The 22,778-nt window shown below is 70.8% G+C and carries 19 protein-coding genes, 1 tRNA gene and 1 CRISPR repeat array (1 of these 21 only partly in view); of the genes, 15 read left to right on the forward strand and 5 right to left on the reverse strand.

Annotation, left to right across the window (positions count from 1 at the left end; all coding sequences use genetic code 11):
- Positions 1 to 4: 4 nt before the first annotated feature.
- The gene (gene pdxY / locus ACF3NH_RS13520) at positions 5 to 865 is read right to left on the reverse strand and encodes a pyridoxal kinase PdxY (RefSeq protein WP_198367296.1); all 861 of its coding nucleotides are present in this window, start codon (positions 863 to 865) and stop codon (positions 5 to 7) included.
- 26 nt (positions 866 to 891) lie between these two features.
- A complete protein-coding gene (locus ACF3NH_RS13525; RefSeq protein ID WP_422923493.1) occupies positions 892 to 1,644 on the reverse strand; it encodes an SDR family oxidoreductase in 753 nt (250 codons plus the stop codon).
- Positions 1,645 to 1,841: 197 nt separating this feature from the next.
- Here ACF3NH_RS13525 and rpmE point away from each other — a divergent pair, with 197 nt between their 5' ends.
- Positions 1,842 to 2,072 carry a 50S ribosomal protein L31 gene (rpmE, locus tag ACF3NH_RS13530; RefSeq protein WP_160939158.1) on the forward strand — a complete coding sequence of 77 codons (231 nt, stop codon included), beginning with the start codon at positions 1,842 to 1,844 and terminating at the stop codon, positions 2,070 to 2,072.
- Positions 2,073 to 2,284: 212 nt separating this feature from the next.
- A complete protein-coding gene (locus ACF3NH_RS13535; RefSeq protein WP_198367483.1) occupies positions 2,285 to 2,758 on the forward strand; it encodes an Hsp20 family protein in 474 nt (157 codons plus the stop codon).
- Positions 2,759 to 2,854: 96 nt separating this feature from the next.
- Here the strand turns inward: ACF3NH_RS13535 and ACF3NH_RS13540 are convergent, their stop codons facing one another.
- Both ACF3NH_RS13540 and ACF3NH_RS13545 read right to left on the reverse strand, forming a co-directional pair.
- Positions 2,855 to 3,832 carry a hydroxyacid dehydrogenase gene (locus ACF3NH_RS13540; protein WP_198367294.1) on the reverse strand — a complete coding sequence of 326 codons (978 nt, stop codon included), beginning with the start codon at positions 3,830 to 3,832 and terminating at the stop codon, positions 2,855 to 2,857.
- 5 nt (positions 3,833 to 3,837) lie between these two features.
- On the reverse strand, positions 3,838 to 4,848 hold the full coding sequence (locus ACF3NH_RS13545; RefSeq protein ID WP_232477263.1) for a tripartite tricarboxylate transporter substrate binding protein: 1,011 nt from the start codon (positions 4,846 to 4,848) through the stop codon (positions 3,838 to 3,840).
- Positions 4,849 to 5,186: 338 nt separating this feature from the next.
- Here ACF3NH_RS13545 and ACF3NH_RS13550 point away from each other — a divergent pair, with 338 nt between their 5' ends.
- A complete protein-coding gene (locus tag ACF3NH_RS13550; protein ID WP_422923496.1) occupies positions 5,187 to 6,554 on the forward strand; it encodes a DEAD/DEAH box helicase in 1,368 nt (455 codons plus the stop codon).
- Positions 6,555 to 6,599: 45 nt separating this feature from the next.
- On the opposite strand, the gene ACF3NH_RS13555 is transcribed toward ACF3NH_RS13550, so the two are convergent.
- The gene (locus ACF3NH_RS13555) at positions 6,600 to 8,417 is read right to left on the reverse strand and encodes a PHA/PHB synthase family protein (RefSeq protein WP_422923498.1); all 1,818 of its coding nucleotides are present in this window, start codon (positions 8,415 to 8,417) and stop codon (positions 6,600 to 6,602) included.
- A 313-nt stretch (positions 8,418 to 8,730) separates the two neighbouring features.
- On the opposite strand from ACF3NH_RS13555, the gene ACF3NH_RS13560 reads away from it, so the two are divergent.
- From ACF3NH_RS13560 to cas2, 12 genes are all read left to right on the forward strand, one after another.
- Positions 8,731 to 9,291, forward strand: a complete 561-nt coding sequence (locus ACF3NH_RS13560; protein WP_422923500.1) for a hypothetical protein — start codon at positions 8,731 to 8,733, stop codon at positions 9,289 to 9,291.
- 82 nt (positions 9,292 to 9,373) lie between these two features.
- Positions 9,374 to 10,612, forward strand: a complete 1,239-nt coding sequence (locus tag ACF3NH_RS13565; RefSeq protein WP_198367290.1) for an LL-diaminopimelate aminotransferase — start codon at positions 9,374 to 9,376, stop codon at positions 10,610 to 10,612.
- The gene (locus ACF3NH_RS13570; RefSeq protein WP_422923503.1) at positions 10,609 to 11,907 is read left to right on the forward strand and encodes a homoserine dehydrogenase; all 1,299 of its coding nucleotides are present in this window, start codon (positions 10,609 to 10,611) and stop codon (positions 11,905 to 11,907) included. The genes ACF3NH_RS13565 and ACF3NH_RS13570 overlap by 4 nt, the downstream gene beginning before the upstream one ends.
- A gap of 52 nt (positions 11,908 to 11,959) precedes the next feature.
- On the forward strand, positions 11,960 to 12,940 hold the full coding sequence (glpX, locus tag ACF3NH_RS13575) for a class II fructose-bisphosphatase (RefSeq protein WP_198367288.1): 981 nt from the start codon (positions 11,960 to 11,962) through the stop codon (positions 12,938 to 12,940).
- Positions 12,933 to 14,729 carry a single-stranded-DNA-specific exonuclease RecJ gene (gene recJ, locus ACF3NH_RS13580; protein WP_422923505.1) on the forward strand — a complete coding sequence of 599 codons (1,797 nt, stop codon included), beginning with the start codon at positions 12,933 to 12,935 and terminating at the stop codon, positions 14,727 to 14,729. The genes glpX and recJ overlap by 8 nt, the downstream gene beginning before the upstream one ends.
- Before the next feature lie 106 nt (positions 14,730 to 14,835).
- A tRNA-Glu gene (locus ACF3NH_RS13585) sits at positions 14,836 to 14,911 on the forward strand.
- 612 nt (positions 14,912 to 15,523) lie between these two features.
- Positions 15,524 to 16,201, forward strand: coding sequence for a type I-C CRISPR-associated protein Cas5c (gene cas5c / locus ACF3NH_RS13590; protein WP_422923507.1), 678 nt, complete (start codon positions 15,524 to 15,526; stop codon positions 16,199 to 16,201).
- Positions 16,198 to 18,033 carry a type I-C CRISPR-associated protein Cas8c/Csd1 gene (gene cas8c / locus ACF3NH_RS13595; RefSeq protein ID WP_422923509.1) on the forward strand — a complete coding sequence of 612 codons (1,836 nt, stop codon included), beginning with the start codon at positions 16,198 to 16,200 and terminating at the stop codon, positions 18,031 to 18,033. The genes cas5c and cas8c overlap by 4 nt, the downstream gene beginning before the upstream one ends.
- A complete protein-coding gene (gene cas7c / locus ACF3NH_RS13600; protein WP_422923511.1) occupies positions 18,026 to 18,964 on the forward strand; it encodes a type I-C CRISPR-associated protein Cas7/Csd2 in 939 nt (312 codons plus the stop codon). The genes cas8c and cas7c overlap by 8 nt, the downstream gene beginning before the upstream one ends.
- 4 nt (positions 18,965 to 18,968) lie before the next feature.
- Positions 18,969 to 19,610, forward strand: coding sequence for a CRISPR-associated protein Cas4 (cas4, locus tag ACF3NH_RS13605; RefSeq protein WP_422923513.1), 642 nt, complete (start codon positions 18,969 to 18,971; stop codon positions 19,608 to 19,610).
- Positions 19,611 to 19,621: 11 nt separating this feature from the next.
- A complete protein-coding gene (gene cas1c, locus ACF3NH_RS13610; protein ID WP_422923515.1) occupies positions 19,622 to 20,653 on the forward strand; it encodes a type I-C CRISPR-associated endonuclease Cas1c in 1,032 nt (343 codons plus the stop codon).
- Positions 20,654 to 20,663: 10 nt separating this feature from the next.
- Positions 20,664 to 20,954 (forward strand): CRISPR-associated endonuclease Cas2, encoded by a 291-nt coding sequence (gene cas2, locus ACF3NH_RS13615; protein ID WP_198367281.1) that lies wholly within the window; start codon positions 20,664 to 20,666, stop codon positions 20,952 to 20,954.
- A 229-nt stretch (positions 20,955 to 21,183) separates the two neighbouring features.
- Positions 21,184 to 22,778: a CRISPR direct-repeat array (repeat unit 32 nt; unit sequence GTCGCTCCCCGTGCGGGAGCGTGGATCGAAAC); it runs 3,734 nt beyond the window's last position.

The raw sequence follows: 22,778 nt of genomic DNA on the forward strand, positions 1-22,778 counted from the left end.
CGGCTCAGCAGGGCTCGGGGCGGAAGACGCGGCTGGGCGCCACGAACTCCTCCTGCGCCGCCACGGTGAGGATCTCGCGTGAGGCGGCCTCGGCGGTGCGGCGCAGCAGGCCGTAGATCGAGGAGGCCGCGGCGCCGAGGGCCGCCTCGGCCTGGCCCGAGCGCAGCCGGTGGAACAGGTAGAGCGCCGCGATGGCATCTCCGGCGCCGTTCACCGAGAGCGGCAGCATCGGCGTGCGGATGCGGTGGAAGGCGCCCCCCTCGGCGGCCAGCATCTCGATCTGATCCTCCGGCGTCTCGGCCACCTGCAGCGAGGTGACGAGGATGCTGCGCGGCCCGCCCGGCGCCATCCGGGCCTGCAGCGCCGCCGCCGCGGCCTTGGCCTCGGCCAGGGTCGTGACCTTGCGGCCGGTCAGCCATTCCAGCTCGAACTGGTTGGGCGTCAGCAGGTCGGCGGCGGGCAGGGCGCGGTCGCGCATGAAGTCCGGGATGCCGGGGCGGACGAAGACGCCGCGCCCGACATCGCCGATCACCGGGTCGCAGCAATAGACGGCGCCGGGATGGGCCGCCTTCACCCGCGCGGCGGCGTCCAGGATGGCCTCGCCGATGGCCGCGTCGCCCATATAGCCGGAGAGCACCGCGTCACAGCCGGGCAGGGCGCCGCGGTCCTCGATGCCCTGCACCAGATCCCGCACCAGATCGGCGCCGAAGACCTGGCCGCGCCAGGAACCGTAGCCGGTGTGGTTCGAGAACTGCACCGTGTTCACCGCCCACACCTCGGCCCCCAGCCGCTGCAGCGGAAACACCGCCGAGGCATTGCCGACATGGCCATAGGCGACCCAGGACTGGATGGAGAGGATGTTCATGCGGCCTCCGGCGGCGGGTGGTTGCTCTAGGCGGTGCGGCCGCCATCCACCGGCAGCAGCACGCCGGTGATGAAGCTCGACTGCTCCTCGCCCAGCCAGACGCAGGCATTGGCGATGTCGTGCGGCGTGGACATGCGGCCGAGCGGAATGGTGCCGACGAAGCGGGCGCGGTTCTCGGGCGTGTCCTCGACGCCCATGAAGTCCGTCAGCAGGGCGGTCGCGCCCATCACCGGGCAGATGGCGTTGACGCGGATGTTGTCCTTCGCCAGCTCCTGCGCCATCGCCTGGGTGATGGTGTTCACCGCGCCCTTGGTGCCGTTGTACCAGACAAGGCCGGGCCGCGGCCGGATGCCGGCGGTCGAGGAGATGTTGATGATCGAGCCGCCGCGCCCCTGCTGGCGCAGCAGCGGCACCGCCGCCTTGGTCATCCAGAAGATCGACTTGACGTTGACGGCATAGACCTTGTCGAAGGTCGCCTCGTCCACGTCGAGGATCGGGCCGTTGCGGTGCGTGGTGCCGGCGTTGTTCACGACGATGTCCAGGCCGCCGAAGGCCTTCGCCGCCGCGTCCACCATGGCCTGCACGTCCGGCCCCTTGGAGACGTCGCCGCCGACGGCGATGGCGCCGTGGCCGATCGAGCGGGCCACCGCCTCGGCGCCCTCCCGGTTCATGTCGGCGACGACCACCTGGGCGCCCTCGCGCCCGAAGCGTTCGGCGATGCCCTGGCCGAAGCCGGAGGCCGCGCCCGTCACGAGGGCGATCTTGTCTTTGAGGCGCATGAGGCTTCCTTCCCTTCCGCCCTGGAATCCGCCGCGATGCCGGCGTCGAGGCGGGGGAGGGTCGGGGATCGGCGGCGCGCGGTCAATCCGGGCGCCGGCGAGGGCGCTTCTGTTGCTTCGGCGCGCGCTTCTGGCTACAAGCCCGCCTTCACGCGCGGCCGGTCGGCATCGGCTGCTCCAGACAGAAAGCCTCCACGATGAAGCCCGATATCCATCCGGACTACCACGAGATCACCATCATCATGACCGATGGGACCACCTACAAGACCAAGTCCTGCATGGGCAAGGAAGGTGACACCCTGCGGCTGGATATCGACCCGAAGTCGCACCCCGCCTGGACCGGCCAGCAGCGCATCATCGACACCGGTGGCCAGATCGCCAAGTTCAACAAGAAGTTCGCCGGCATCGGCGCGCGCAAGAAGGCCTGAGCTGCCGCCTCCCGCGCGAAAGAGCCAGGCTCCGGGCGCCACTCCCTTGAAAAGGGGGGTGGCGCTTTCCATATGCGATGGTGCCAGCGGCGCCCGGTTTTCGGGGCCGCAGGCGTGATCCCGCTGCGAGAAGGTCGCCCGATCGGGGGCCTGAAGCCGCGCCGGATCGCAACGCAACGGACCCTTGCTTCGCTTCGAGGAGGCTCTCCATGATGACGTCGTTCGACACCACTCCCCTGTTCCGCACCGCCATCGGCTTCGACCGGCTGGGCCGGTTGCTGGACACCGCCCGCGCCGCGGCGGAGGGGCCCGCCTATCCCCCTTACAATATCGAGAAGACCGGTGAGGACTCCTATGTCCTGACCATGGCGGTCGCTGGCTTCGCGCCGGAGGATCTGGAGATCACCGCCCAGGACAATGTCCTGCTGGTCAGCGGCAAGGCCAGCCCGCAGCCCGAGCAGGAGCGCCGCTATCTGCACCGTGGCATCGCCGGCCGTGCCTTCGAGCGCCGCTTCGTCCTGGCCGACCACATCCAGGTCGAGGGCGCGGATCTGGCCAATGGCCTGCTGCATGTGGCGCTGAAGCGCGAGGTGCCCGAGGCTCTGAAGCCCCGCCGCATCGAGATCGCGACCGGTCGCTCCGCGCAGCCGGTCCTGGAAGGCCAGGCGGCGCCGCTGGCCGCCTGACGGGGACTGCCTGACACGCCGGGCCGGCCTCATGGCCGGCCCGATCCTTGGCCGGGGCGAAGATGCCCCGGCTTTTTCATGCCCGGATGCCCGGGCTCAGGCGTTTCGGCGCAGCGCTTCCGGATTGATCATGGCGTCCGGGTCCGGCGCACCGGCCAGGAAGTCGATGACATTGCGCGCCGCCGCGGTGGCCATCCGCTGCAGCCCCTGGGCGGTGCTCGCGGCGACATGCGGCGTCATCACGACATTGGGCAAGGAGAGCAGCGGGATCGGCGCCGGCATCGGCTCCACCGCCACCACGTCCAGCCCCGCGCCGCCGATCCGGCCCGAGCGCAGCGCGGCCTCCAGCGCCGCCTCGTCTACCAGCGTGCCCCGGGCGGCATTGATCAGCTGCGCGCCCGGCTTCATCGCCGCCAGGAAGCCGGCATCGACCATGCCGCGCGTCTCCGCGTTGGAAGGGCAGTGCAGGGTCACGATATCGGCCTCGGCCAGCGCGGCCGCCCGGTCCCGCGCCGGCTCGTAGCCCAGGCCGCGGATCGTATTGGCCGGGATGAAGGGGTCGTGCACCAGCACCCGGAGGCCGAAGGCGGCGCAGAGCCGCGCCACCCGCGTGCCGATCCGGCCGAAGCCCAGGATCAGCACGCTGCGGCCGGCGAGATCGAAGGTCTGCGACTGGCCGGGCACCCGCCACTCGCCGCGCCGCACCCCCGCGTTGAAGGCCACCACCTGGCGCGCCAGGGTCAGCATCAGCATCAGCGTGTGCTCGGCCACCGAGCCCGCATTGGCCTCCGGCGTCACGGAGAGCAGGACGCCGCGCGCGGTCAGCGCCGGGACATCCACATTGTCGTAGCCGACCCCGTGGCGGCAGACGAAGCGCAGCCGCGGCGCGCGGTCGAGCAGGGCCTGGTCGACCGTCAGGCCACGGACGATCATGGCCTCCGCCTCGGCCAGCTCCGCCTCCAGCGCCGCCGGAGGCAGCTCCTCCGGCGTCAGGAGCAGGACGCCCGGCTCGGCGCGCAGCAGGGCCAGCCCGTCGGCGTGGATGGGATCGGGAACCAGGACCTTGCTCGGCATGGTGCTCACTGGTCCCCCCAGGGGCGGCGCCGGAACAGGTCCCGCACGACCGCCGCCTCCTGCAGCACGGCCTCGCGATACTCGGCGCCGACGAAGGGACGCAGCGGCAGGTTGAGCTCGGCCGCCTCCTTCTGGAATCCGGGGTCCGCGAGCAAGGCGCGGAAGGCCTCCACCAGCCTGGCCTCCATCTCGGCCGGCAGGCCGGGCGGGCCGACGAAGCCGCGCGCCGAGCCGCCCAGCACGTCGAAGCCCTGCTCGCGGAAGGTGGGCACCTCGGCCATGGCCGGCCAGCGCTCCGGCGCCGCCGCGCCCAGGCAGCGGGTGCGGCCCTCGCGCAGCAGGGAGAGCCCCTCGCTCAGATTGTAGGAGGCGACATCCAACTGCCCGCCCAGCAGGTCGCGGATGGCGACCGCGGTGCCGTTATAGGGGGCGTGGAGGGTGCGGATCCGGGTGGCTTCCTCGAAGGCCAGCAGCAGCAGGTGATCGTCCGATCCCACGCCCGCCGCGGTGCCGACGGACACCGTCTCGGCACCCTTCCTGGCGGCGGCGACGAGATCGTCCAGGGTCCTGAGCGGCGAATCGGCGCGCACCCAGAAGGCGCAGGGATCGTCGACCAGCTGCGCCAGATAGGTGAAGGATTCGAGCGTCCAGCGCACGGGGCGTTCGAGCGGCTTGGCGCTGAGCCCGAGGCTGGCGATGGCGCCCAGGGTCAGCCCGTCCGGCCGCGCGGCATAGATCACTTCCGTGCCGGTCTGCCCGCCGGCGCCGACGCGGTTGGTGATGACGAAACGCGCGCCCGGCAGGTGGTTCGGAAGATGCTTCGCCGCGAGACGGGCCATGATGTCGATGCCGCCGGCCGGCGGATAGGGGACGATCATCTCGATCGGCCGGGCCGCGGGCCATTCGGCGGCGCCACCGGACTGGGCGAGAGCCGGGCGGGCCAGGAGGGCGGCCGGGGCGGCGGCCAGGGCGAGCCCCGGCAGCAGCATGGTGTTCAAACCGCGACGGGTCGGCATCGGGAACGTTCCTTGGAGATCCTGTGGCCCGTGAGCGACGGGCCCGGCGCAGCCTAGACGCCGGGCCGCGGCCTGGCCATGGCGCGGGCGCGGCACCTTCGCGCTTGCATCATGGCCCCAAGGCGCGCATATGAGCCCCGCCGGCCCGGCTTCCCGGGTTTGGTCTTGAGTCTTGGTTGCGTGAATGACCGGCCCGATCGCGGGCACCGGTCCAGGCCAGGACCCCGGGCGAGCCTCCCGGAACCTCTTCCTCCCGGTACGACCCATCCACGCGGGGCGTCCTGACCCGCAACCGGTGCGGCCGTCATGGCGCGCGCCGAAGACTGGATGTGTCCTGAATGACCGATTTCACTGCCCTTGGCCTGGCCGAACCGCTGCTGCGCGCGCTGGAGCAGGAGGGCTACACCACCCCGACCCCGATCCAGGCCCAGGCGATTCCGCTGGTGCTGGAGGGGCGCGACCTGCTGGGCATCGCCCAGACCGGCACCGGCAAGACGGCGGCCTTCGCGCTGCCCATGCTGCACCATCTGGCGGCACGCCGGGCGCAGGCGCCGCGCGGCGGCTGCCGGGCACTGATCCTCTCGCCGACGCGTGAGCTGGCTTCGCAGATCCACGACAATATCCGTGCCTATGGCCGCTTCCTCGGCCTGTCCACCACCGTCATCTTCGGCGGTGTCGGCGCGCGGCCGCAGATCCAGGCGCTGAGCCGCGGCGTCGATATCCTGGTGGCGACGCCCGGCCGCCTGCTCGATCACGTGCAGACCGGCGCCGCCCGCCTGCAGGGTGTCGAGATCCTGGTGCTGGACGAGGCCGACCAGATGCTGGATCGCGGCTTCTGGCCGGCGATCCGCAAGCTGACCGGCCTGATGTCCTCGAAGCGGCAGACGCTGTTCTTCAGCGCCACCATGCCGGCCGAGATCGCCCGGATCGCCAACGAGCTGCTGAAGGATCCGGCCAAGGTCTCCGTGACCCCCGTGGCCTCGACGGCCGAGCGGGTCGAGCAGCGGCTGATCCATATCGACGCCGCGCAGAAGCGCGTGCTGCTCTCGGAGATGCTGCGCCAGCCGGGCATCGGCCGGGCCCTGGTCTTCGCCCGCACCAAGCATGGCGCCGACCGCGTCGCCAAGCACCTGGTGCTGGACGGCATCAACGCGCACGCCATCCATGGCGACCGCAGCCAGGGCCAGCGCGAGCGCGCCCTGGCCGAGTTCCGCACCGGCCGCGCGCCGATCCTGGTGGCGACCGATATCGCCAGCCGCGGCATCGACGTGGACGGTGTGACGCATGTCTTCCAGTTCGACCTGCCCGACACGCCGGAGGCCTATGTCCACCGCATCGGCCGCACCGCTCGCGCGGGCGCCAGTGGCGAGGCCATCGCCTTCTGCGCGCCGGACGAAGTGGCGAAGCTGAAGGCGGTCGAGAAGCTGATCTCCATGAAGATCCCCGCCGAGGACCGGCGCAGCGATGCGGGCCGGGCCGAGGCGGCCCAGCAGGCGCCGAAGCCGCAGCCGCCGCGTGGCGGCCGTGGGCGGCCCGCGGCGCAGGGGCAGCCCCGTGGCGGCCAGCGCCCGGGCCGGCCGGGCAATGGGCCGGGCAACGGGTCGGGCGCGCCGCGTGGCGCCGGGCGGAGCGCCGCGCCGGCCCGTGACGGCGCCGGGCGCAAGGACCGCAACTGGCGCGACGGCGACTTCCGCGACCCGCGCTGAGCACCCCCTGTCCCGCGCCGGCGCGAGGGCCGGCGCGGGGCGGCCTCAATCCGTCGCCATCACCTTCACGTAGCTGCCGGGGCCATCCTCCAGCACCGGCAGGGCGCCGTCGCCGGGCTGGCGCGCCGGCACCTGGGCCTTGTCCTGCGCGGTGATCCAGCGCTGCCAGTCCGGCCACCAGGAGCCGGCCATCTCCGTGGCGTTGCCGAACCAGTCCTCGGGGCGGGGCGGCATCTCCTCGCCGGTCCAGTGGCTGTACTTGCCCGAGTCCGGCGGATTGACCACGCCGGCGATATGTCCCGAGGCGGCGAGGACGAAGCGCACCGGCCCCTGATAGATCTGCGTCGCGCGGTAGGCGCTGGTCCAGGGCGCGATATGGTCCTCGCGCGTCGCCAGGATATAGGCGGGTGTCCTGATCTTCCCGAGGTCGAGCGGCACCCCGGCCAGGGTGATGGCGCCGGGCTTCACCAGGTCGTTCTGCTGGTACATGCGGCGCAGATAGAAGCTGTGCATGGCCGCCGGCATGCGCGTGCTGTCGTCGTTCCAGTAGAGCAGGTCGAAGGGGAAGGGCTCCTGCCCGAGCAGGTAGTTCTGCACCACGAAGGACCAGATCAGGTCGTTGGCGCGCAGCATGTTGAAGGTCGTCGCCATCTCGCGGCCCTCGAGATAGCCGCGCTTCTGCATCCGCTCCTCGAGCGACTTCAGCTGCTCCTCGTCGATGAAGACGGAGAGCTCGCCCGCCTCCTTAAAGTCCACCATGGTGGTGAAGAAGGTGGCGGACCGGATGCGGGTGTCGCGCTTGACGGCCATGTGCGCCAGGGTCGAGGCCAGCAGCGTGCCGCCAAGGCAGTAGCCGATGACGTTCACCCCTTTCTCGCCGGTCGCCTTCTCGATCGCGTCGAGCGCCGCGTAGGGGCCTTCGAGCATGTAGTCCTCGAAGGATTTCTGGGCCAGCCGCTCGTCGGGATTGACCCAGGAGACGACGAAGACGGTGTGCCCCTGGGCCACCGCCCAGCGCACGAAGCTGTTCTTCGGCCGCAGGTCGAGGATGTAGAACTTGTTGATCCAGGGCGGGATGATCAGCAGCGGCCGCTTCAGCACCTTCTCCGTGGTCGGCGTGTACTGGACGAGCTGCATCAGATCGTTCTGGTAGACCACCTTGCCCGGCGTCACGGCGATGTTCTCGCCGATCCTGAACTTGCTCTCGTCGGTCATACGGATGCGCAGCTTGCCCTTGCCGCGCTCCAGGTCGGACAGCAGGTTCTGCAGGCCGCGTAGCAGGTTCTCGCCGCCGCTCTCGGCGGTCTTGCGCAGGACCTCGGGGTTGGTCATCAGGAAGTTCGACGGACTCATCGCATCGACGAACTGCCGCGTGTAGAAATCGACCTTCTGCGCCGTCTTGGGGTCGAGATCGTCCGCCGCGTGCGCGACGTTGGTGAAGTAGCGCGCCGAGAGCAGATAGGACTGGCGGATGAAGTCGAAGACCTCGTTCTCGCGCCACGCCTCGTCCTTGAAGCGGCGGTCCTTGCTGTCCTCGGCGATGACCGGCGGCACCTCCTCGCCCCACATGCGGCGCGCGGTGTTCTGCCAGAGCGTCAGATAGTCCTGCCAGAAGCCGAGTTGCGCCTGCATCAGGCGGGCCGGGTTGGCCATCAGCCGCGCCGTCATCTCCATGAAGGCGGCGCCGATATGCGCGGGGTCCGGGCCTTCCGGGCGGCCAGGCGTGTCGCCGGACTGGCGGCGCAGGAAGTCGGCGACGATGCGCTGGCCCCGCTCCGCCACGTCCGCCATGGTGCGCGAGACCACGGCGGGGTCGGGCATGCGGAAGGCAGCGGGGTCCGGGGGGGTGTCGTCGTGAGCCATGCGTCCCTCCGCGCCGTCATCTGCATGAAGGCGGCGCCTCTGTGTTGGCCCCGCGCCCCCGCCGGATCGCCGGCCGTGGGTGGAGGGCTGAGCATATCTGGGGCATGACGCGGCCCGCCGCCAGATCCGGTCCGTCTCGGCGCTCCGGGTCCCGCGCGGCGCCGCCGCCCCGGCGGAAGTCTCCGCCGAGTTCCCGGCCACGGCAAGCGGGCATGCCACGCCGGCGCCTCTCCCCGGGGGGCTCTCCCGGGGCGGCCTTTCCCCCGGCTGGCGATCCGGGGTAATGCCGGGGGAGCGGATCGGAGGTGGATGGATGCGGCAGCGGAGCGAGCGCGAGGGAAACGGGTGCCCCGGTCCGGCCCGGCGCGCCGGCGGATGGCCGGCGCTGCTGCTGGCCCTGGCGTCTCTCGGCGGCTGCGTCGGCTCGCCGGGCGAGGGGCCGGTGGAGTTCTACCGCAACGCCTTCGGCGAGCCGTTGCAGGGCCGCCCGCTGCCGCCCGGCAGCGATGGCGGCTATCCCAACCTGGCCTCGGTGCCGCCGGCCCCGGCCCGCGGCGCGCCCTCCGCCCGCGAGGCGCTGAGCCGCAGCCTGGCTGAGGCCCGCGGCCAGTCGCGCGATCCGGTGGTGCCCGGGCAGCCCGTGCCGCCGCCGCCGACCGGCGCCGTTGGGGCGGAGATCATCCCGCTGAGCCCGCCGGCGCCTGCCCGCCTCGCCGCCGCCCCGCCCGTCGGCCGGCAGCCGGCCTCGCCGGACACGCCCGCGGCACCGCTGCCGGAGGACCCCGGCGCCGCCCCGGCCCCGCCGCCGGCGGAGTTCCTCGCCCCGGCCCCGCCGGCGCCGGAACTGCTGGCGCCGGCGCCGCCCCGGCTGTAGCACGGCATCTCCGTCCCGCCATTCCGCGCCGCGGCCGGCCGCTCTATCCTGCCCCCTTCGCCACTCCGGACCCAAGAAGGCCATGACCGAGGAATTCCACCGCATCCGCCGCCTGCCGCCCTATGTCTTCGCCGAGGTCAACCAGGCGAAGGCCCAGGCCCGCGCCGCGGCCGAGGACATCGTGGATCTCGGCATGGGCAATCCGGACAGCCCGACGCCGCCGCACATCGTGGCCAAGCTGGTCGAGGCGGTGCAGAACCCGAACACGCACGGCTATTCGGCCTCCAAGGGCATTCCCGGCCTGCGCCGCGCCCTGGCCAACTACTATGCCCGCCGCTTCGAGGTGACGCTGAACCCCGACACCGAGGTGGTGGCGACGCTGGGCTCGAAGGAGGGGCTGGCCAATCTCGCCGCCGCCATCTCCTCGCCGGGCGACACCATCCTGGTGCCCAACCCGTCCTACCCGATCCACCAGTTCGGCTTCATCATCGCCGGCGCCTCGGTGCGCTCGATCCCGCACACGCCGGACGAGGAGATGCTGCGCGCCCTTGACCGCGCGGTGCGCCACTCGGTGCCGAAGCCGACGGCGCTGATCATCAACTACCCGTCCAACCCGACCGGCCTGATGGCCGATCTCGACTTCTACCGCGAGATCGTCGCCTTCGCGAAGCAGCACGAGATCTACGTGCTCTCCGACCTCGCCTATGCCGAGCTGTACTACGGCGCGCGCGTGCCGCCCTCGATCCTGCAGGTGCCGGGCGCGCGGGACGTGGCGGTCGAGTTCACCTCGATGTCCAAGACCTACAACATGGCCGGATGGCGCATGGGCTTCGCCGCCGGCAATCCGAAGCTGATCGCGGCGCTGACACGGGTGAAGTCCTATCTGGACTACGGCGCCTTCACGCCGATCCAGGTCGCCTCCACGGCGGCGCTGAACGGGCCGCAGGACTGCATCGACGACATGCGCCGACTCTATCGCGAGCGCCGCGACGTGCTGGTGAAGGGATTGCGCCAGGCTGGCTGGGACGTGCCGGTGCCCGAGGCCGGCATGTTCGTCTGGGCCGAGATCCCCGAGCGCTTCCGCCATCTCGGCAGCGTCGAGTTCTCCAAGCTGCTGCTGGCCCGCGCCAAGGTGGCGGTGGCGCCGGGCCTGGGCTTCGGCGAGCACGGCGACGGCCATGTGCGCATCGCCATGGTCGAGAACACGCAGCGCATCCGGCAGGCGCTGCGCGGCATCCGCACCTTCCTCCAGGCCGACAATGGCGGGCCGGCCGCCGAGCCCCTCGGCCTGACCTCCTCCGATCTGGTGAACAACGCATGACGCGCCCGCTTTCCGTTGCCGTCGCCGGCCTGGGCACGGTCGGCGCCGGGCTCCTGGCCCTGCTGCGGCAGAACGCCGAGCTCATCGCGGCCCGCGCCGGGCGGCCCATCGTCGTCACCGCCGTCTCGGCCCGGGACCGCGGCCGCGACCGGGGCGTCCCGCTCGAGGGGCTGCGCTGGTACGACGACCCGGTGGCCATGGCCGCCGAGGCGCCGGCCGATGTGGTGGTGGAGCTGATCGGCGGCAGCGCCGGCCCGGCCCGTGCCACGGTCGAGGCGGCGCTCGGCGCCCGCCGCCCGGTGGTGACGGCCAACAAGGCCCTGCTGGCGCTGCACGGCGTCGCGCTGGCCGCCCAGGCCGAGGCGGCGGGCGTGCCGCTGGCCTACGAGGCGGCGGTCGCCGGCGGCATCCCCGCCATCAAGGCCTTGCGCGAAGGGCTGGCGGCCAACCGCATCGATCGCGTCACCGGCATCCTGAACGGCACCTGCAACTACATCCTGACCTGCATGCAGGCCGAGCGGCAGGGGGCGGGCCGCGAATTCGCCGACGTGCTCGCCGAGGCGCAGAAGCTCGGCTACGCCGAGGCCGATCCCTCCTTCGACGTGGACGGCATCGACGCGGCGCACAAGCTCGCCATCCTGGCGGCGCTGGCCTTCGGCCGGCCGGTCGCCTTCGAGGCGGTGCATGTCGAGGGCATCCGCGGCGTCTCCGCGCTCGACATCAGCCTGGCGCGGGAACTCGGCTACCGGATCAAGCTGCTCGGCATCGCCGAGCGGGCCGAGGGCGGCATCGCCACGCGCGTGCATCCCTGCATGGTGCCGGTCGACCATCCCATCGCCAAGGTCGACGGTGTGTTCAACGCCGTGGTGGCGGAGGGCGACTTCGTCGGCCGCGTCGTGCTGGAAGGACGCGGCGCCGGCGCGGGGCCCACGGCCAGCGCCGTGGCCGCCGACCTGATCGACATCGCGCGCGGGCGCCACACACCGGTCTGGGGCGCGAGCACGCTCTCCGCGGCGCCGGCGCAGCCGATGAGCGCGCATCGCGGCGCCTACTACCTGCGCCTGATGGTGCTCGACCGGCCCGGCGTCATCGCCGATGTCACGGGCGTGCTGCGCGATCATGGGGTGAGCCTCGAATCCATGATCCAGCGGGGCCGCGCGCCGGGCGAGGCCGTGCCGGTCGTGCTCACCACCCATGACTGCCAGGAATCGGCCATGCGCGCGGCCTTGCAGCGGATCGTCGCCCTGGAGGCGGTGCTGGAGCCGCCGGCGCTGATCCGCATCGAAACCTTCTGAACAGGCGTTGGGGCAGGCGAAGCCCCGGACAGGGTACAAACAGGAGCCCATCATGCGCGACAGCACACCCGTTGACCGCAACCTCGCCCTGGAACTGGTGCGCGTGACGGAGGCGGCGGCGCTGGCCGCCAGCCGCTGGATCGGGCGGGGCGACAAGAACGCCGCCGACGGCGCCGCCGTGGACGCCATGCGCAAGGCCTTCGACACCATCGCCATCAGCGGCACCGTCGTCATCGGCGAGGGCGAGATGGACGAGGCGCCGATGCTCTACATCGGCGAGAAGGTCGGCACCGGCGGTCCGAAGGTCGATATCGCCGTCGATCCGCTGGAAGGCACCAACATCTGCGCCACCGGCGGGCCGAACTCCATCGCCACCCTGGCCGTGGCCGAGGATGGCGGCTTCCTGCACGCGCCCGACATCTACATGGACAAGATCGCCGTCGGGCCCGGCCTGCCGGCCGGCATCGTCGACCTGGATGCGACGCCCGGCGAGAACCTGCGCGAGCTGGCCAAGGCCAAGCAGGTCGAGATCAACGACCTGGTCGTCTGCATCCTCGGCCGTGACCGGCACAAGGACATCATCCGCCAGTGCCGCGAGGCGGGCGCGCGCATCATGCTGATCCCCGATGGCGATGTCGCGGGCCTGATCGCCGTCTCCCAGGCGGACACGGGCGTCGACATGTATCTCGGTTCCGGCGGCGCGCCGGAGGGCGTGCTGGCGGCGGCGGCGCTGCGCTGCATCGGCGGCCAGATGCAGGGGCGGCTGCTCTACGAGGACGAGACGCAGATCGAGCGCGCCCGCGGCATGGGCCTGACCGATCCGCACCGGAAGCTGACCGCCGAGGACCTGGCGCATGGCGAGGTGATGTTCGCCGCGACCGGCGTGACCGGCGGACCGATGCTGCACGGCGTGCGGCGCAAGGGCGGGCGGGCCTACACCCATTCGATCGTCATGCGCAGCAAGACCGGCACCGTCCGCTACATCGAGGGCCACCACAACTTCTCCCTCAAGCCGAGCGCCTTCGTTGACTGACCTGCCGGCGGAGGTGGCGGCGCCCGGGCTGGTCCTCGGCGTGGCCCGCTCCGCCCTCGGGCGGCGCTGGCTGTGGCGGCAGGGGGACGCGCGGACCGGCCTGGCCATCGCCCAGCGCCTCGACCTGCCCGAGCTTGTCGGGCAGCTCATGGCGGCGCGCGGCATCGATCTCGAGGCGGCGCCGCTGTTCCTGGAGCCGACGCTGCGGGCCCTGCTGCCCGATCCTTCCGTGCTGCTCGACATGGACCGCGCCGCCGAACGCCTGGCGGCGGCGGTGCGGCGCGGCGAACCGGTCGCGGTCTTCGGCGATTACGACGTGGACGGCGCCTGCGCCGGCGCGCTGATGCTGCGCTTCCTGCGCGAGCTGGGCTGCCCGGTGCGGCATTACGTGCCGGACCGACTGAAGGAGGGCTACGGCCCCAATCCCGCCGCCATCGCCGCCCTCTGCGCCGAGGGCGCCACGCTCGTCGTCTGCGTCGATTGCGGCATCGCCGCCCATGAGGCGCTGCGCGCGGCCGAGGGCCGGGCGGATGTCGTGGTGCTCGACCATCACAAGGCCGAAGGGCCGGTGCCGGCGGTGGTGGCGGCGGTCAATCCGAACCGCCTCGACTGCGGCTCGGGTCTGCGGCACCTCTGCGCCGCGGCGGTCGGTTTCATGGCGGCGGTGGCGACGCTGCGCGAATTGCGGCGCTCCGGCTTCTTTTCCGGCCGGCCCGAGCCCCGGCTGCTCGACCTGCTGGATCTCGTGGCGCTCGCCACCGTGTGCGACGTGATGCCGCTGACCGGCCTGAACCGCGCCTTCGTCACCCAGGGCCTGAAGGTGATGGCCCGCGGCGCCAGGCCCGGCATCGCCGCGCTGCTCGAGGTGGCGCAGGCACGGGACGCCCCTTCGGCCTATACGCTCGGCTTCCTGCTCGGGCCGCGCATCAACGCCTCCGGGCGGATCGGCGAGCCGGATCTCGGCCTGCGGCTGCTGGCCTGCGACGACCCGGTGGAGGCCCGTGCCATGGCCGAGCGCCTCGATGCCGTGAATCGCCGCCGCCAGGAGGTGGAGGGCGAGGTGCTCGCCGCCGCCTTCGCCGAGGCCGAGGCCCAGGTCGAGGCCGGGCATCCGGTGCTGCTGCTGGTGGGGGAGGGGTGGCATCCGGGCGTCGTCGGCATCGTCGCAGGCCGGGTGAAGGAGCGCTTCAACCGCCCGACCTGCGTCGCCGGCCTGGCCGATGGCCTGGCCAAGGGCTCCGGGCGCTCCGTGCCCGGGGTCGATCTGGGCGCGGCGGTGATCGCCGGGCGGCAATCCGGCCTGTTCGAGACCGGCGGCGGGCATGCCATGGCCGCCGGCTTCTCCTTCCGCCCCGGGCAGCGGGAGAGGGTGCACGCCTTCCTCAACGAGCGCCTCGCGCATGCCGCCGATCTGCCGGCCAGCGCCGACCTCCTGCTGGACGGTACCCTGCTGGTACCGGCGGCGACGGCGGCCCTGGCCGAGCAGATCGCGCGCCTCGGACCGTTCGGCGCCGGCCATGAGGAGCCGCTCTTCGTGCTGCCGCGCGTGCGCGTGGCGCGGGCCGACCGGGTGGGGAAGGAGGGCAACACCGTGCGGGCCTTCCTCGAGGGCGAGGGGGGTGGCCGCCTGAAGGCGGTGTGCTTCCGCGCCAAGGAGGGGCCGCTGGCGGAACTGCTGCTGAACAGCCGGGGCGCGCCGCTGCATCTGTGCGGTGCTTTGCGCGCCGAGGCCTGGAATGGCGCGGTGACGGCCAGCCTGCATGTGCAGGATGGCGCTCCGGCGGCGTGAGGCCGTTGTTCTCATGAAAGAAAACAGTACCGATAGTCTGGACGCCCTGCCGGGCCTGGGCTAGTAACCGCCCGCCTGCGCTGCCATGGCCGCGCGTCGCGTTCGGGTCCCCATCGTCTAGAGGCCTAGGACACCAGCCTTTCACGTTGGTAACACGGGTTCGAATCCCGTTGGGGACGCCAGGATGCGTTTAAATACAAGAGTTTAGGGGATATTCAGCCCCTAGACCCCACAGTTACCCCCACAATCGTTCACGAGTGGCTGTCGGATACCTGTCCAAGGCATCCGGGCGCAGGGGGTTTGACTCCAGGCAGTTTGCTACCGCCTAGCCCCGAGAGGTGTTCCTGGTCCTCAGGTCTGCTCGCTGGGTTTCGACTCCGACGAAAATAGCCTCTCCCAGTTGGTCCGATCCTTCCAGCCCATGACCATGTCGCTTTGCGCCAGGATCGGTCCGCCCTTATCGCACTTGTCGACGCGAATAGAAGGAACTGGGAGTCGACGGAGGTAGACAGGCGCCTCTGACCACCCTGGCCGAAGCGTCTGGCTGCGGCGGCAGGCACCCCAACCTCTGGGTGCGCCTGAAGGAATGGCGCCGTTGCCACTCGCCACGAGAAGGATGTCCACCTTTCCTCGGCACTCTTTAACCTGACAGCCACCCTCATGCTCGTCCGGCGAATGCCACGACCATTATGAAGCGGGCCCTGAGCATTTCCGGCTTCAGCTTATATCGATTCCATGATATTACCATTTATATAAAGCAACCGGTGGTGCTATGGCGCCGCGGTAGGAGGACAATGTCCTACGGCATTCGCTTGCACGTCTGGGGTCCCCGCGCCTGCTTTACCAGACCTGAGATGAAGGTCGAGCGCGTCTCCTACGACGTGATGACACCCTCCGCCGCGCGCGGAATCCTGGAAGCCATTCACTGGAAGCCTGCATTGCGCTGGGTGGTGGACCGCATCCACGTGCTGCGGCCCATCCGCTTCCAGTCCTTCCGCCGCAACGAGGTCAGCGCCAAGGCCAGCACCGCGACGGCCGAGCGGGCCATGCGCGCCGGCACCACGCTAGGGCTGGGTCTGGTGGCGGAGGAGGTGCGGCAGCAGCGTGCCACAACCCTGCTGGTGGACGTGGCCTATGTGATCGAGGCGCATTTCGAGATGACGCCGCGCGCTGGGGTGGAAGACACGCCCGCCAAGCACGCCGCCATGTTCAACCGCCGCGCGGCCTCCGGGCAGTGCTTTCACCGCCCCTGCCTGGGCACCCGGGAATTCGCCGCCGACTTCGCCCTGATCCCGGAGGGCGCGCCCTTGCCGGAGAGCAAACTGCTGCCCGGCCAGCGCGACCAGGATCTCGGCTGGATGCTGTACGACATCGACCATGATGCCGGCGCCGCCTCCCGCTTCTTCCGGGCCAGGCTGGAGAATGGGGTGGTGGATGTGCGGGCCTGTCTGGCGCAGGGCAGCACGGCATGACGATCCTGCAGTCGCTGGACCGTTATTACGGGCGGATGGCGGCGCGGGGGGAGGCGGAGGCACCGGGTTTCTCGCGCGAGAAGATCGGCTTCGCCATCGTGCTGTCCCCAGCCGGGGAGCCGGTGGCTGTGCTCGACCTGCGGGTGGCATCGGGCAAGAAGCTTGTGCCGCGGCTGGAGGAAGTGCCGGCGGCGGTCAAGCGCACCGTGGGCATCCTACCCAACCTGCTATGGGACAAATCGGCCTATGCGCTCGGTCGCACGGCGGGCGAGGGCAAACGGACGGCCGCCGAGCACGCCGCCTTCCAGGCCTCGCACACGCAGTTGCTGACCGGCACCGATGACGAGGGTCTCCTGGCGCTTCGGCGCTTCCTGGAGGACTGGAAGCCGGAGCGCTTCGATGCGCCGCCTTTTCTGCCGGACATGCTGGACGCCAATATCGTGTTCCGCCTGGATGGCGAGGCCGGCTTCATCCATCAGCGCGCGGCGGCGCGGGCTCTGGTGGAACAGCGGGCTGGCGGCGATGCGCCCACGATACTCTGCCTGGTAACCGGCCAGCCGGGCCCGGCACGGCGCCTGCACCCGGTCATCAAGGGTGTGGAGGGTGCGCAATCCTCCGGCGCCGCGCTGGTGTCCTTCAACCTTGATGCCTTCACCTCCTATGGCAAGGCGCAGGGCGACAACGCGCCGACCTCGGAGGCCGCCGCCTTCCGCTACGGCGCCGCGCTGAACCGGCTGCTGGATCGCGGCAGCGCCAACCGCCTGCGCCGCCCGCTGGGCGACGCCACCGTGGTGTTCTGGGCCGATGCGCGTGATGCCAGCCCGGCCGCGGAGGCGGCGGCGCGGGCGGCCGAGGACATCTTCGCCCTGCTGGGCGACCCGCCGGCCCCTGCCGTCGCTGGCGCCGAGGCCGGGCTGGACAAGGATGCCGCCGCCACACGCCGCGTACAGGAGGTGCTGGCCGCGCTGTCGGAGGGCAGGCCGCTGCGGGAGATGGACCCGCGGCTGGATGAGGACGTGCGCTTCCATGTGCTGGGCCTCTCGCCCAATGCCGCGCGGCTGTCGGTGCGCTTCTGGCTGAGCGATTCCTTCGGGGCCTTCGCGCGCTGCCTGGCGCGGCACTACCAGGACCTCGCGATCGAGCCTCTGCCCTGGCGCGCGCCGCCCTCCGTCAACTGGCTGCTGATGCGCACCACCGCGCTGCAGGGCAAGTTCGAGAACATCCCACCCCTGCTGGCGGGCGAGGTGACGCGCGCTGTTCTCTCCGGCGCCCCCTATCCACGCACCCTGCTCTCGGCCGCGATCCTGCGGCCGCGGGCGGGGGACGATCCCGCCACCGGCTGGCACGCCGCCGCCATCCGCGCCGTTCTGGCCCGCGAGCATCGCCTCAGGCGCCGCCAAGAAGACCGAAAGGAGGACCCGCCCGTGAGCCTCGACCGCGAGGAACCGAATGCCGCCTACCAGCTGGGCCGCATGTTCGCCATGGCGGAGATCGCCCAGCGCATGGCGCTCGGCACGGTGAACGCGACCATCCGCGATCGCTATTTCGGCGCGGCCTCCGCCACGCCGGCCAGTGTCTTCCCGCTACTGCTGCGCGGGATGCAGAACCATCTCTCCAAGCTGCGCAAGGACCGCAAGGGCGGCTTCGTGGAGCGCGAGATGGACCAGATCGCGGCTATGCTGCCACCCGCCCTGCCGCGCGCCCTGCGGCTGGAGGAGCAGGGCCGCTTCGTGATCGGCTACTACCACCAGCGGCAGGCAAGGGTCGCCGGCAAGGCGATCGTGCAGATCGCGGACGAGGAAGCACCCGAGGGGGATGACGCCAGTGAGTGAGACCGCCGCGCTGACGCGCCGCCACGATTTCGTGCTGTTCTTCGACGTCACCAATGGCAACCCGAACGGCGACCCGGATGCCGGCAACCTGCCACGGCTGGACCCGGAGACCAATCACGGCCTCGTCTCCGACGTCGCCATCAAGCGCAAGATCCGCAACTACGTCGCGCTGGCGCGCCCGGAGGCACCGGGGCACGAGATCTACATGCGCGATGGCGCCACGCTGAATCTCGAGCACAAGCGCGCCTGGACGGCGGTGCTGCCGGAGGTGACGAAGGACGAGGACCGCAAGCGCCTGCCGAGGGACGCTGAAAAGTCCCGTGAGCTGACGCGCTGGATGTGCGCCAATTTCTGGGACATCCGGGCCTTCGGCGCGGTGATGACCACGGGCGTCAATGCCGGGCAGGTGCGCGGGCCGGTGCAGATCACCTTCGCGACCTCGGTTGAGCCGGTGCTGCCGCTGGAAGTCTCCATCACCCGCCTCGCCGCGACCACGGAAAAGGACGCGGAGGAGAAGGGCGGTCGCACCATGGGCCGCAAGCATATCGTGCCCTACGGTCTGTACCGTGCCCATGGCTTCGTCTCGGCGCCGCTGGCCAGCCACCCGGCCAAGGGCACCGGCTTCTCCGAGGCGGATCTGGAACTGCTCTTCGAGGCGCTGGGCAGCATGTTCGAGCACGACCGCTCCGCCGCCCGTGGCGAGATGGCAACCCGCAAGCTGGTGGTGTTCCGCCATGCCGGCGCGCTCGGCAATGCTCAGGCCCATACGCTGTTCGACCGCGTGACGGCGCGCCGGCACCACCAGGGAGAGACGCATCCGATCGGCGACCCCCGCACCGACAACTGGCCTGCCGCCCGTCGCTTCCAGGACTACGCCATCGCTGTGGATCGGGGCGGATTGCCGGATGGTGTCGAGGTGATCGAGCGCTGAGCCGATGCCGCCGGCGACCCCGGACACGGCGGCCGAGGACGAGCTGATCCCGCTTTCCGCTCTCCAGCACCATCTGTTCTGCCCGCGCCAGTCCGCCCTGATCCATGTGGAAGGACTCTGGGCGGAGGATGGCGCGACCGCCGAGGGGCGGCTGCTGCATGAGCGGGTGGATGCGGGCCGCCCGGAAACGCGGCCCGGGGTGCGGGTCGCGCGCGGCATCGCGCTGCGTTCCCTCACGCTCGGCGTTGCAGGCAAGGCGGATGCGGTGGAGTTTCGCGGCCGCCCACCGCAGCCCTTTCCCGTGGAGTACAAGCGCGGCAAGCCCAAGGCGCACCGGGCCGACGAGGTACAGCTCTGCGCCCAGGCGATCTGCCTGGAGGAGGCCTTCGGTGTGCCGGTGCCGCAAGGGGCGCTGTTCTACGGCACCACGCGCCGCCGCCTGCCCGTGCTGTTTGACCAGACGCTCCGCGCGCTGACGATGCGAACCGCGGAGGAGGCGCGGGGCAACATCCTGGCCCGGCACACGCCGCCGCCAAGACTGTTCCCGGGCTGCCGCGCCTGCTCCCTGCACGACCTTTGCCAGCCGGAGCGGTTGCAGGCGCCACCTTCGGTCACGGGCTGGCTGGCCGAGCAGTTGCGGGGCTGATCATGCGGCGGATGCTCAACACCATCTACGTCACCAGCGAAGGTGCCTGGCTCCGCAAGGATGGCGCCAACCTCGTGGTGGAGGTGGAGGGGTCCGAGGTCGGCCGCGTGCCGTTGCACATGCTGGAAGGAGTGGTGGGGTTTGGCCGCCCCGGCTGTTCCCCAGCCCTGATGGCCGCCTGTGCCCAGGCGGGAATCGCCCTGTCCCTGTTGGAGCCGAACGGCCGCTTCCTGGCGCGGGTGGAGGGCGCGCGCAGCGGCAACGTGCTGCTGCGGCGTATCCAGCACCGGGTGGCGGATGACGAGGCGCGGCATGGTCCGATCGTGCGCGGCGTCGTGGCCGGCAAGGCGGCGAACCAGCGCCAGGTTCTGCTGCGGGCCCTGCGCGACCACGGCGCGGCGATGGAACCCGCGACTCGCTTGGCCCTCGAGGAGGTGGAACGGCGGATCGGCCATGCGGCGCGGCGAACGCTTACGGTCTCGGATGTGGTGGGGCTGCGCGGAATAGAAGGGGAGATCGCCGCCCTGTACTTCGGCGTCTTTGATAGCCTGATCCGCCGCCCGGACCCGGCATTGCGCTTTGGCGGACGATCCCGCCGCCCGCCGCTGGACCGGGTGAACGCGCTGCTGTCCTTTCTCTACGCCATGCTGGGCCATGACTGCCGCGCGGCGCTGGAGGCCCACGGGCTCGATCCGCAAGTCGGATTTCTCCACGCCGACCGTCCCGGTCGCGCCGGTCTCGCACTCGATCTGATGGAAGAGCTACGTCCCGTCCTGGCCGATCGTCTCGCCCTGAGCCTGCTCAACCGCGGACAGCTCGGTGCCGATGACTTCATCCTCGAGGAGGCCGGTGGCGTGCGACTGACCGACGAGGCCCGCCGCAGCGTGCTGGTGGCGTGGCAGGAACGCAAGCGGGACGAACTGCGCCATCCCTTCCTGGGCGAGGCCATGCCGCTTGGCTTGGTGGCCTATATACAGGCCCAGTTGCTGGCCCGGCACCTGCGTGGCGAACTGGACGGGTACCCACCCTTCATATGGCGATAAGGCAACGTCGATGCTGGTCCTGGTGACCTATGATGTTAATGTCGAAACAGCAGAGGGACGCCGCCGCCTGCGGCGCGTTGCTCGCGCCTGCCTGGACTGGGGCCAGCGCGTCCAGAACTCAGTCTTCGAATGCGAGGTGGACCCGGCGCAGTGGACGCAGTTGCGGGCGAGGCTGATTGAGGAAGTTGACCCTCTAACCGACAGCTTGCGTTTCTACCGACTGGGCGCAGACGGGCGGCGCAAGGTCGAACATGTGGGTGCCAAGCCTGCATTGGATCTGGACAAGCCGCTGGTGTTCTAACGACTGTCGACCGCCTCATCAGGTCCGGTCCTTTCTGTTATCGTCAGCACTGCGCGACCCTGAAGCACTCATCGCAACCGGGCAAGGTTCGCGCGTCAGCAATTGGCTATGATTTCAGGGACTTGGAGACTATGCCTCTGCACGGCCTCCACATACGGAGGCTGGTTCCAGAATGTTCGCGATCACAGCCTACTTCAGAGCGCTCCTTTCGTGAGTTAGACCATAAGGGGTCGCTCCCCGTGCGGGAGCGTGGATCGAAACGCTATGGATGATTGTCACCTCCTTCACCGCCCTCGTCGCTCCCCGTGCGGGAGCGTGGATCGAAACTTGCCCGAGCTGCTGACCGGCGCCGTCATGCAGGGTCGCTCCCCGTGCGGGAGCGTGGATCGAAACCAGGCCCGCTCCAACGGCGACGGCTCTTCGAGGAGTCGCTCCCCGTGCGGGAGCGTGGATCGAAACTCGGAGGAGACCCTGCCGATGGCGCGCCACCCCGGGTCGCTCCCCGTGCGGGAGCGTGGATCGAAACTGCCGCAACCGCTGCCAGTCGGGCGAGGTGGCGGTCGCTCCCCGTGCGGGAGCGTGGATCGAAACCCTGAACGCCAGTCGCGCGTCGTAGGGGGCGGCAGTCGCTCCCCGTGCGGGAGCGTGGATCGAAACACCATGGGCGATGCCCTGCGTGACGCGCTGCTGGAGACGTCGCTCCCCGTGCGGGAGCGTGGATCGAAACCCTTCGAGCGGCGCCAGCGCGGCCAGCCGCTCGCGTCGCTCCCCGTGCGGGAGCGTGGATCGAAACGCACCCGTGCTGCCTTATGGCCGCCGCGCCGAGGTCGCTCCCCGTGCGGGAGCGTGGATCGAAACGGAGAGGGCAATCGGCTTCTTCAGCTGCCCAGCGGTCGCTCCCCGTGCGGGAGCGTGGATCGAAACAGGGCGTCGAGCATCTTGACGCAGTTGTCCAAAGTCGCTCCCCGTGCGGGAGCGTGGATCGAAACAGTGGATGGCTAATTGAGCTCGATAGCGGCACGCGTCGCTCCCCGTGCGGGAGCGTGGATCGAAACCCCACCACATGCGGCAATATCGTTGTACCAAAAAGTCGCTCCCCGTGCGGGAGCGTGGATCGAAACTCCTGCCGCACCTCGATCTTGCCAGCCCTGATGGTCGCTCCCCGTGCGGGAGCGTGGATCGAAACTCGATCTTGGCGCGAGAGCAGATCCCGGTGCGCGTCGCTCCCCGTGCGGGAGCGTGGATCGAAACCAGTACCTCCGCGGGCGCGACGCCGAGCGCGCGCGGTCGCTCCCCGTGCGGGAGCGTGGATCGAAACGACGAACCGCAGGTTGCTTCCCTCCCCCCCGCCCGTCGCTCCCCGTGCGGGAGCGTGGATCGAAACGAGACTGCCCTCAGCAGCCGGTGGAAGCCCGGCGGTCGCTCCCCGTGCGGGAGCGTGGATCGAAACTTCGTGCCGCGCCGGAGCGGCGGTGGCCAGCGGCGTCGCTCCCCGTGCGGGAGCGTGGATCGAAACTTCGGCAACAGCACCGCCAGCAATGCGGCCAATGGTCGCTCCCCGTGCGGGAGCGTGGATCGAAACCCGCACATGACCCAGGCCGAGCACATCATCGCCCGTCGCTCCCCGTGCGGGAGCGTGGATCGAAACTACGCGACAGCGGAGCGGCCCTCTACGGGCCGCTGTCGCTCCCCGTGCGGGAGCGTGGATCGAAACCTCCCATCCCCTGCCACGCGGAGCAGGCAGCATGAGTCGCTCCCCGTGCGGGAGCGTGGATCGAAACACCCAGCAGCCGGGGCTGTTCGGCACCGCCTCGGGTCGCTCCC

Source organism: Pseudoroseomonas sp. WGS1072 (genome assembly GCF_049340465.1).
GTDB lineage: Bacteria > Pseudomonadota > Alphaproteobacteria > Acetobacterales > Acetobacteraceae > Pseudoroseomonas.

What these genes read in the sequence shown, in the direction of transcription:
- ACF3NH_RS13535 (WP_198367483.1), top strand. Translation starts at nt 2,285, where the DNA reads ATGACGTCGTTCGACACCACTCCCCTGTTCCGCACCGCCATCGGCTTC.
- ACF3NH_RS13555 (WP_422923498.1), bottom strand. Translation starts at nt 8,417, where the DNA reads ATGGCTCACGACGACACCCCCCCGGACCCCGCTGCCTTCCGCATGCCC.
- ACF3NH_RS13560 (WP_422923500.1), top strand. Translation starts at nt 8,731, where the DNA reads ATGCGGCAGCGGAGCGAGCGCGAGGGAAACGGGTGCCCCGGTCCGGCC.
- ACF3NH_RS13545 (WP_232477263.1), bottom strand. Translation starts at nt 4,848, where the DNA reads ATGCCGACCCGTCGCGGTTTGAACACCATGCTGCTGCCGGGGCTCGCC.
- ACF3NH_RS13550 (WP_422923496.1), top strand. Translation starts at nt 5,187, where the DNA reads ATGACCGATTTCACTGCCCTTGGCCTGGCCGAACCGCTGCTGCGCGCG.
- ACF3NH_RS13570 (WP_422923503.1), top strand. Translation starts at nt 10,609, where the DNA reads ATGACGCGCCCGCTTTCCGTTGCCGTCGCCGGCCTGGGCACGGTCGGC.
- cas8c (WP_422923509.1), top strand. Translation starts at nt 16,198, where the DNA reads ATGACGATCCTGCAGTCGCTGGACCGTTATTACGGGCGGATGGCGGCG.
- pdxY (WP_198367296.1), bottom strand. Translation starts at nt 865, where the DNA reads ATGAACATCCTCTCCATCCAGTCCTGGGTCGCCTATGGCCATGTCGGC.
- cas2 (WP_198367281.1), top strand. Translation starts at nt 20,664, where the DNA reads ATGCTGGTCCTGGTGACCTATGATGTTAATGTCGAAACAGCAGAGGGA.
- ACF3NH_RS13540 (WP_198367294.1), bottom strand. Translation starts at nt 3,832, where the DNA reads ATGCCGAGCAAGGTCCTGGTTCCCGATCCCATCCACGCCGACGGGCTG.
- ACF3NH_RS13525 (WP_422923493.1), bottom strand. Translation starts at nt 1,644, where the DNA reads ATGCGCCTCAAAGACAAGATCGCCCTCGTGACGGGCGCGGCCTCCGGC.
- cas4 (WP_422923513.1), top strand. Translation starts at nt 18,969, where the DNA reads ATGCCGCCGGCGACCCCGGACACGGCGGCCGAGGACGAGCTGATCCCG.
- cas5c (WP_422923507.1), top strand. Translation starts at nt 15,524, where the DNA reads ATGTCCTACGGCATTCGCTTGCACGTCTGGGGTCCCCGCGCCTGCTTT.
- ACF3NH_RS13565 (WP_198367290.1), top strand. Translation starts at nt 9,374, where the DNA reads ATGACCGAGGAATTCCACCGCATCCGCCGCCTGCCGCCCTATGTCTTC.
- glpX (WP_198367288.1), top strand. Translation starts at nt 11,960, where the DNA reads ATGCGCGACAGCACACCCGTTGACCGCAACCTCGCCCTGGAACTGGTG.
- cas1c (WP_422923515.1), top strand. Translation starts at nt 19,622, where the DNA reads ATGCTCAACACCATCTACGTCACCAGCGAAGGTGCCTGGCTCCGCAAG.
- rpmE (WP_160939158.1), top strand. Translation starts at nt 1,842, where the DNA reads ATGAAGCCCGATATCCATCCGGACTACCACGAGATCACCATCATCATG.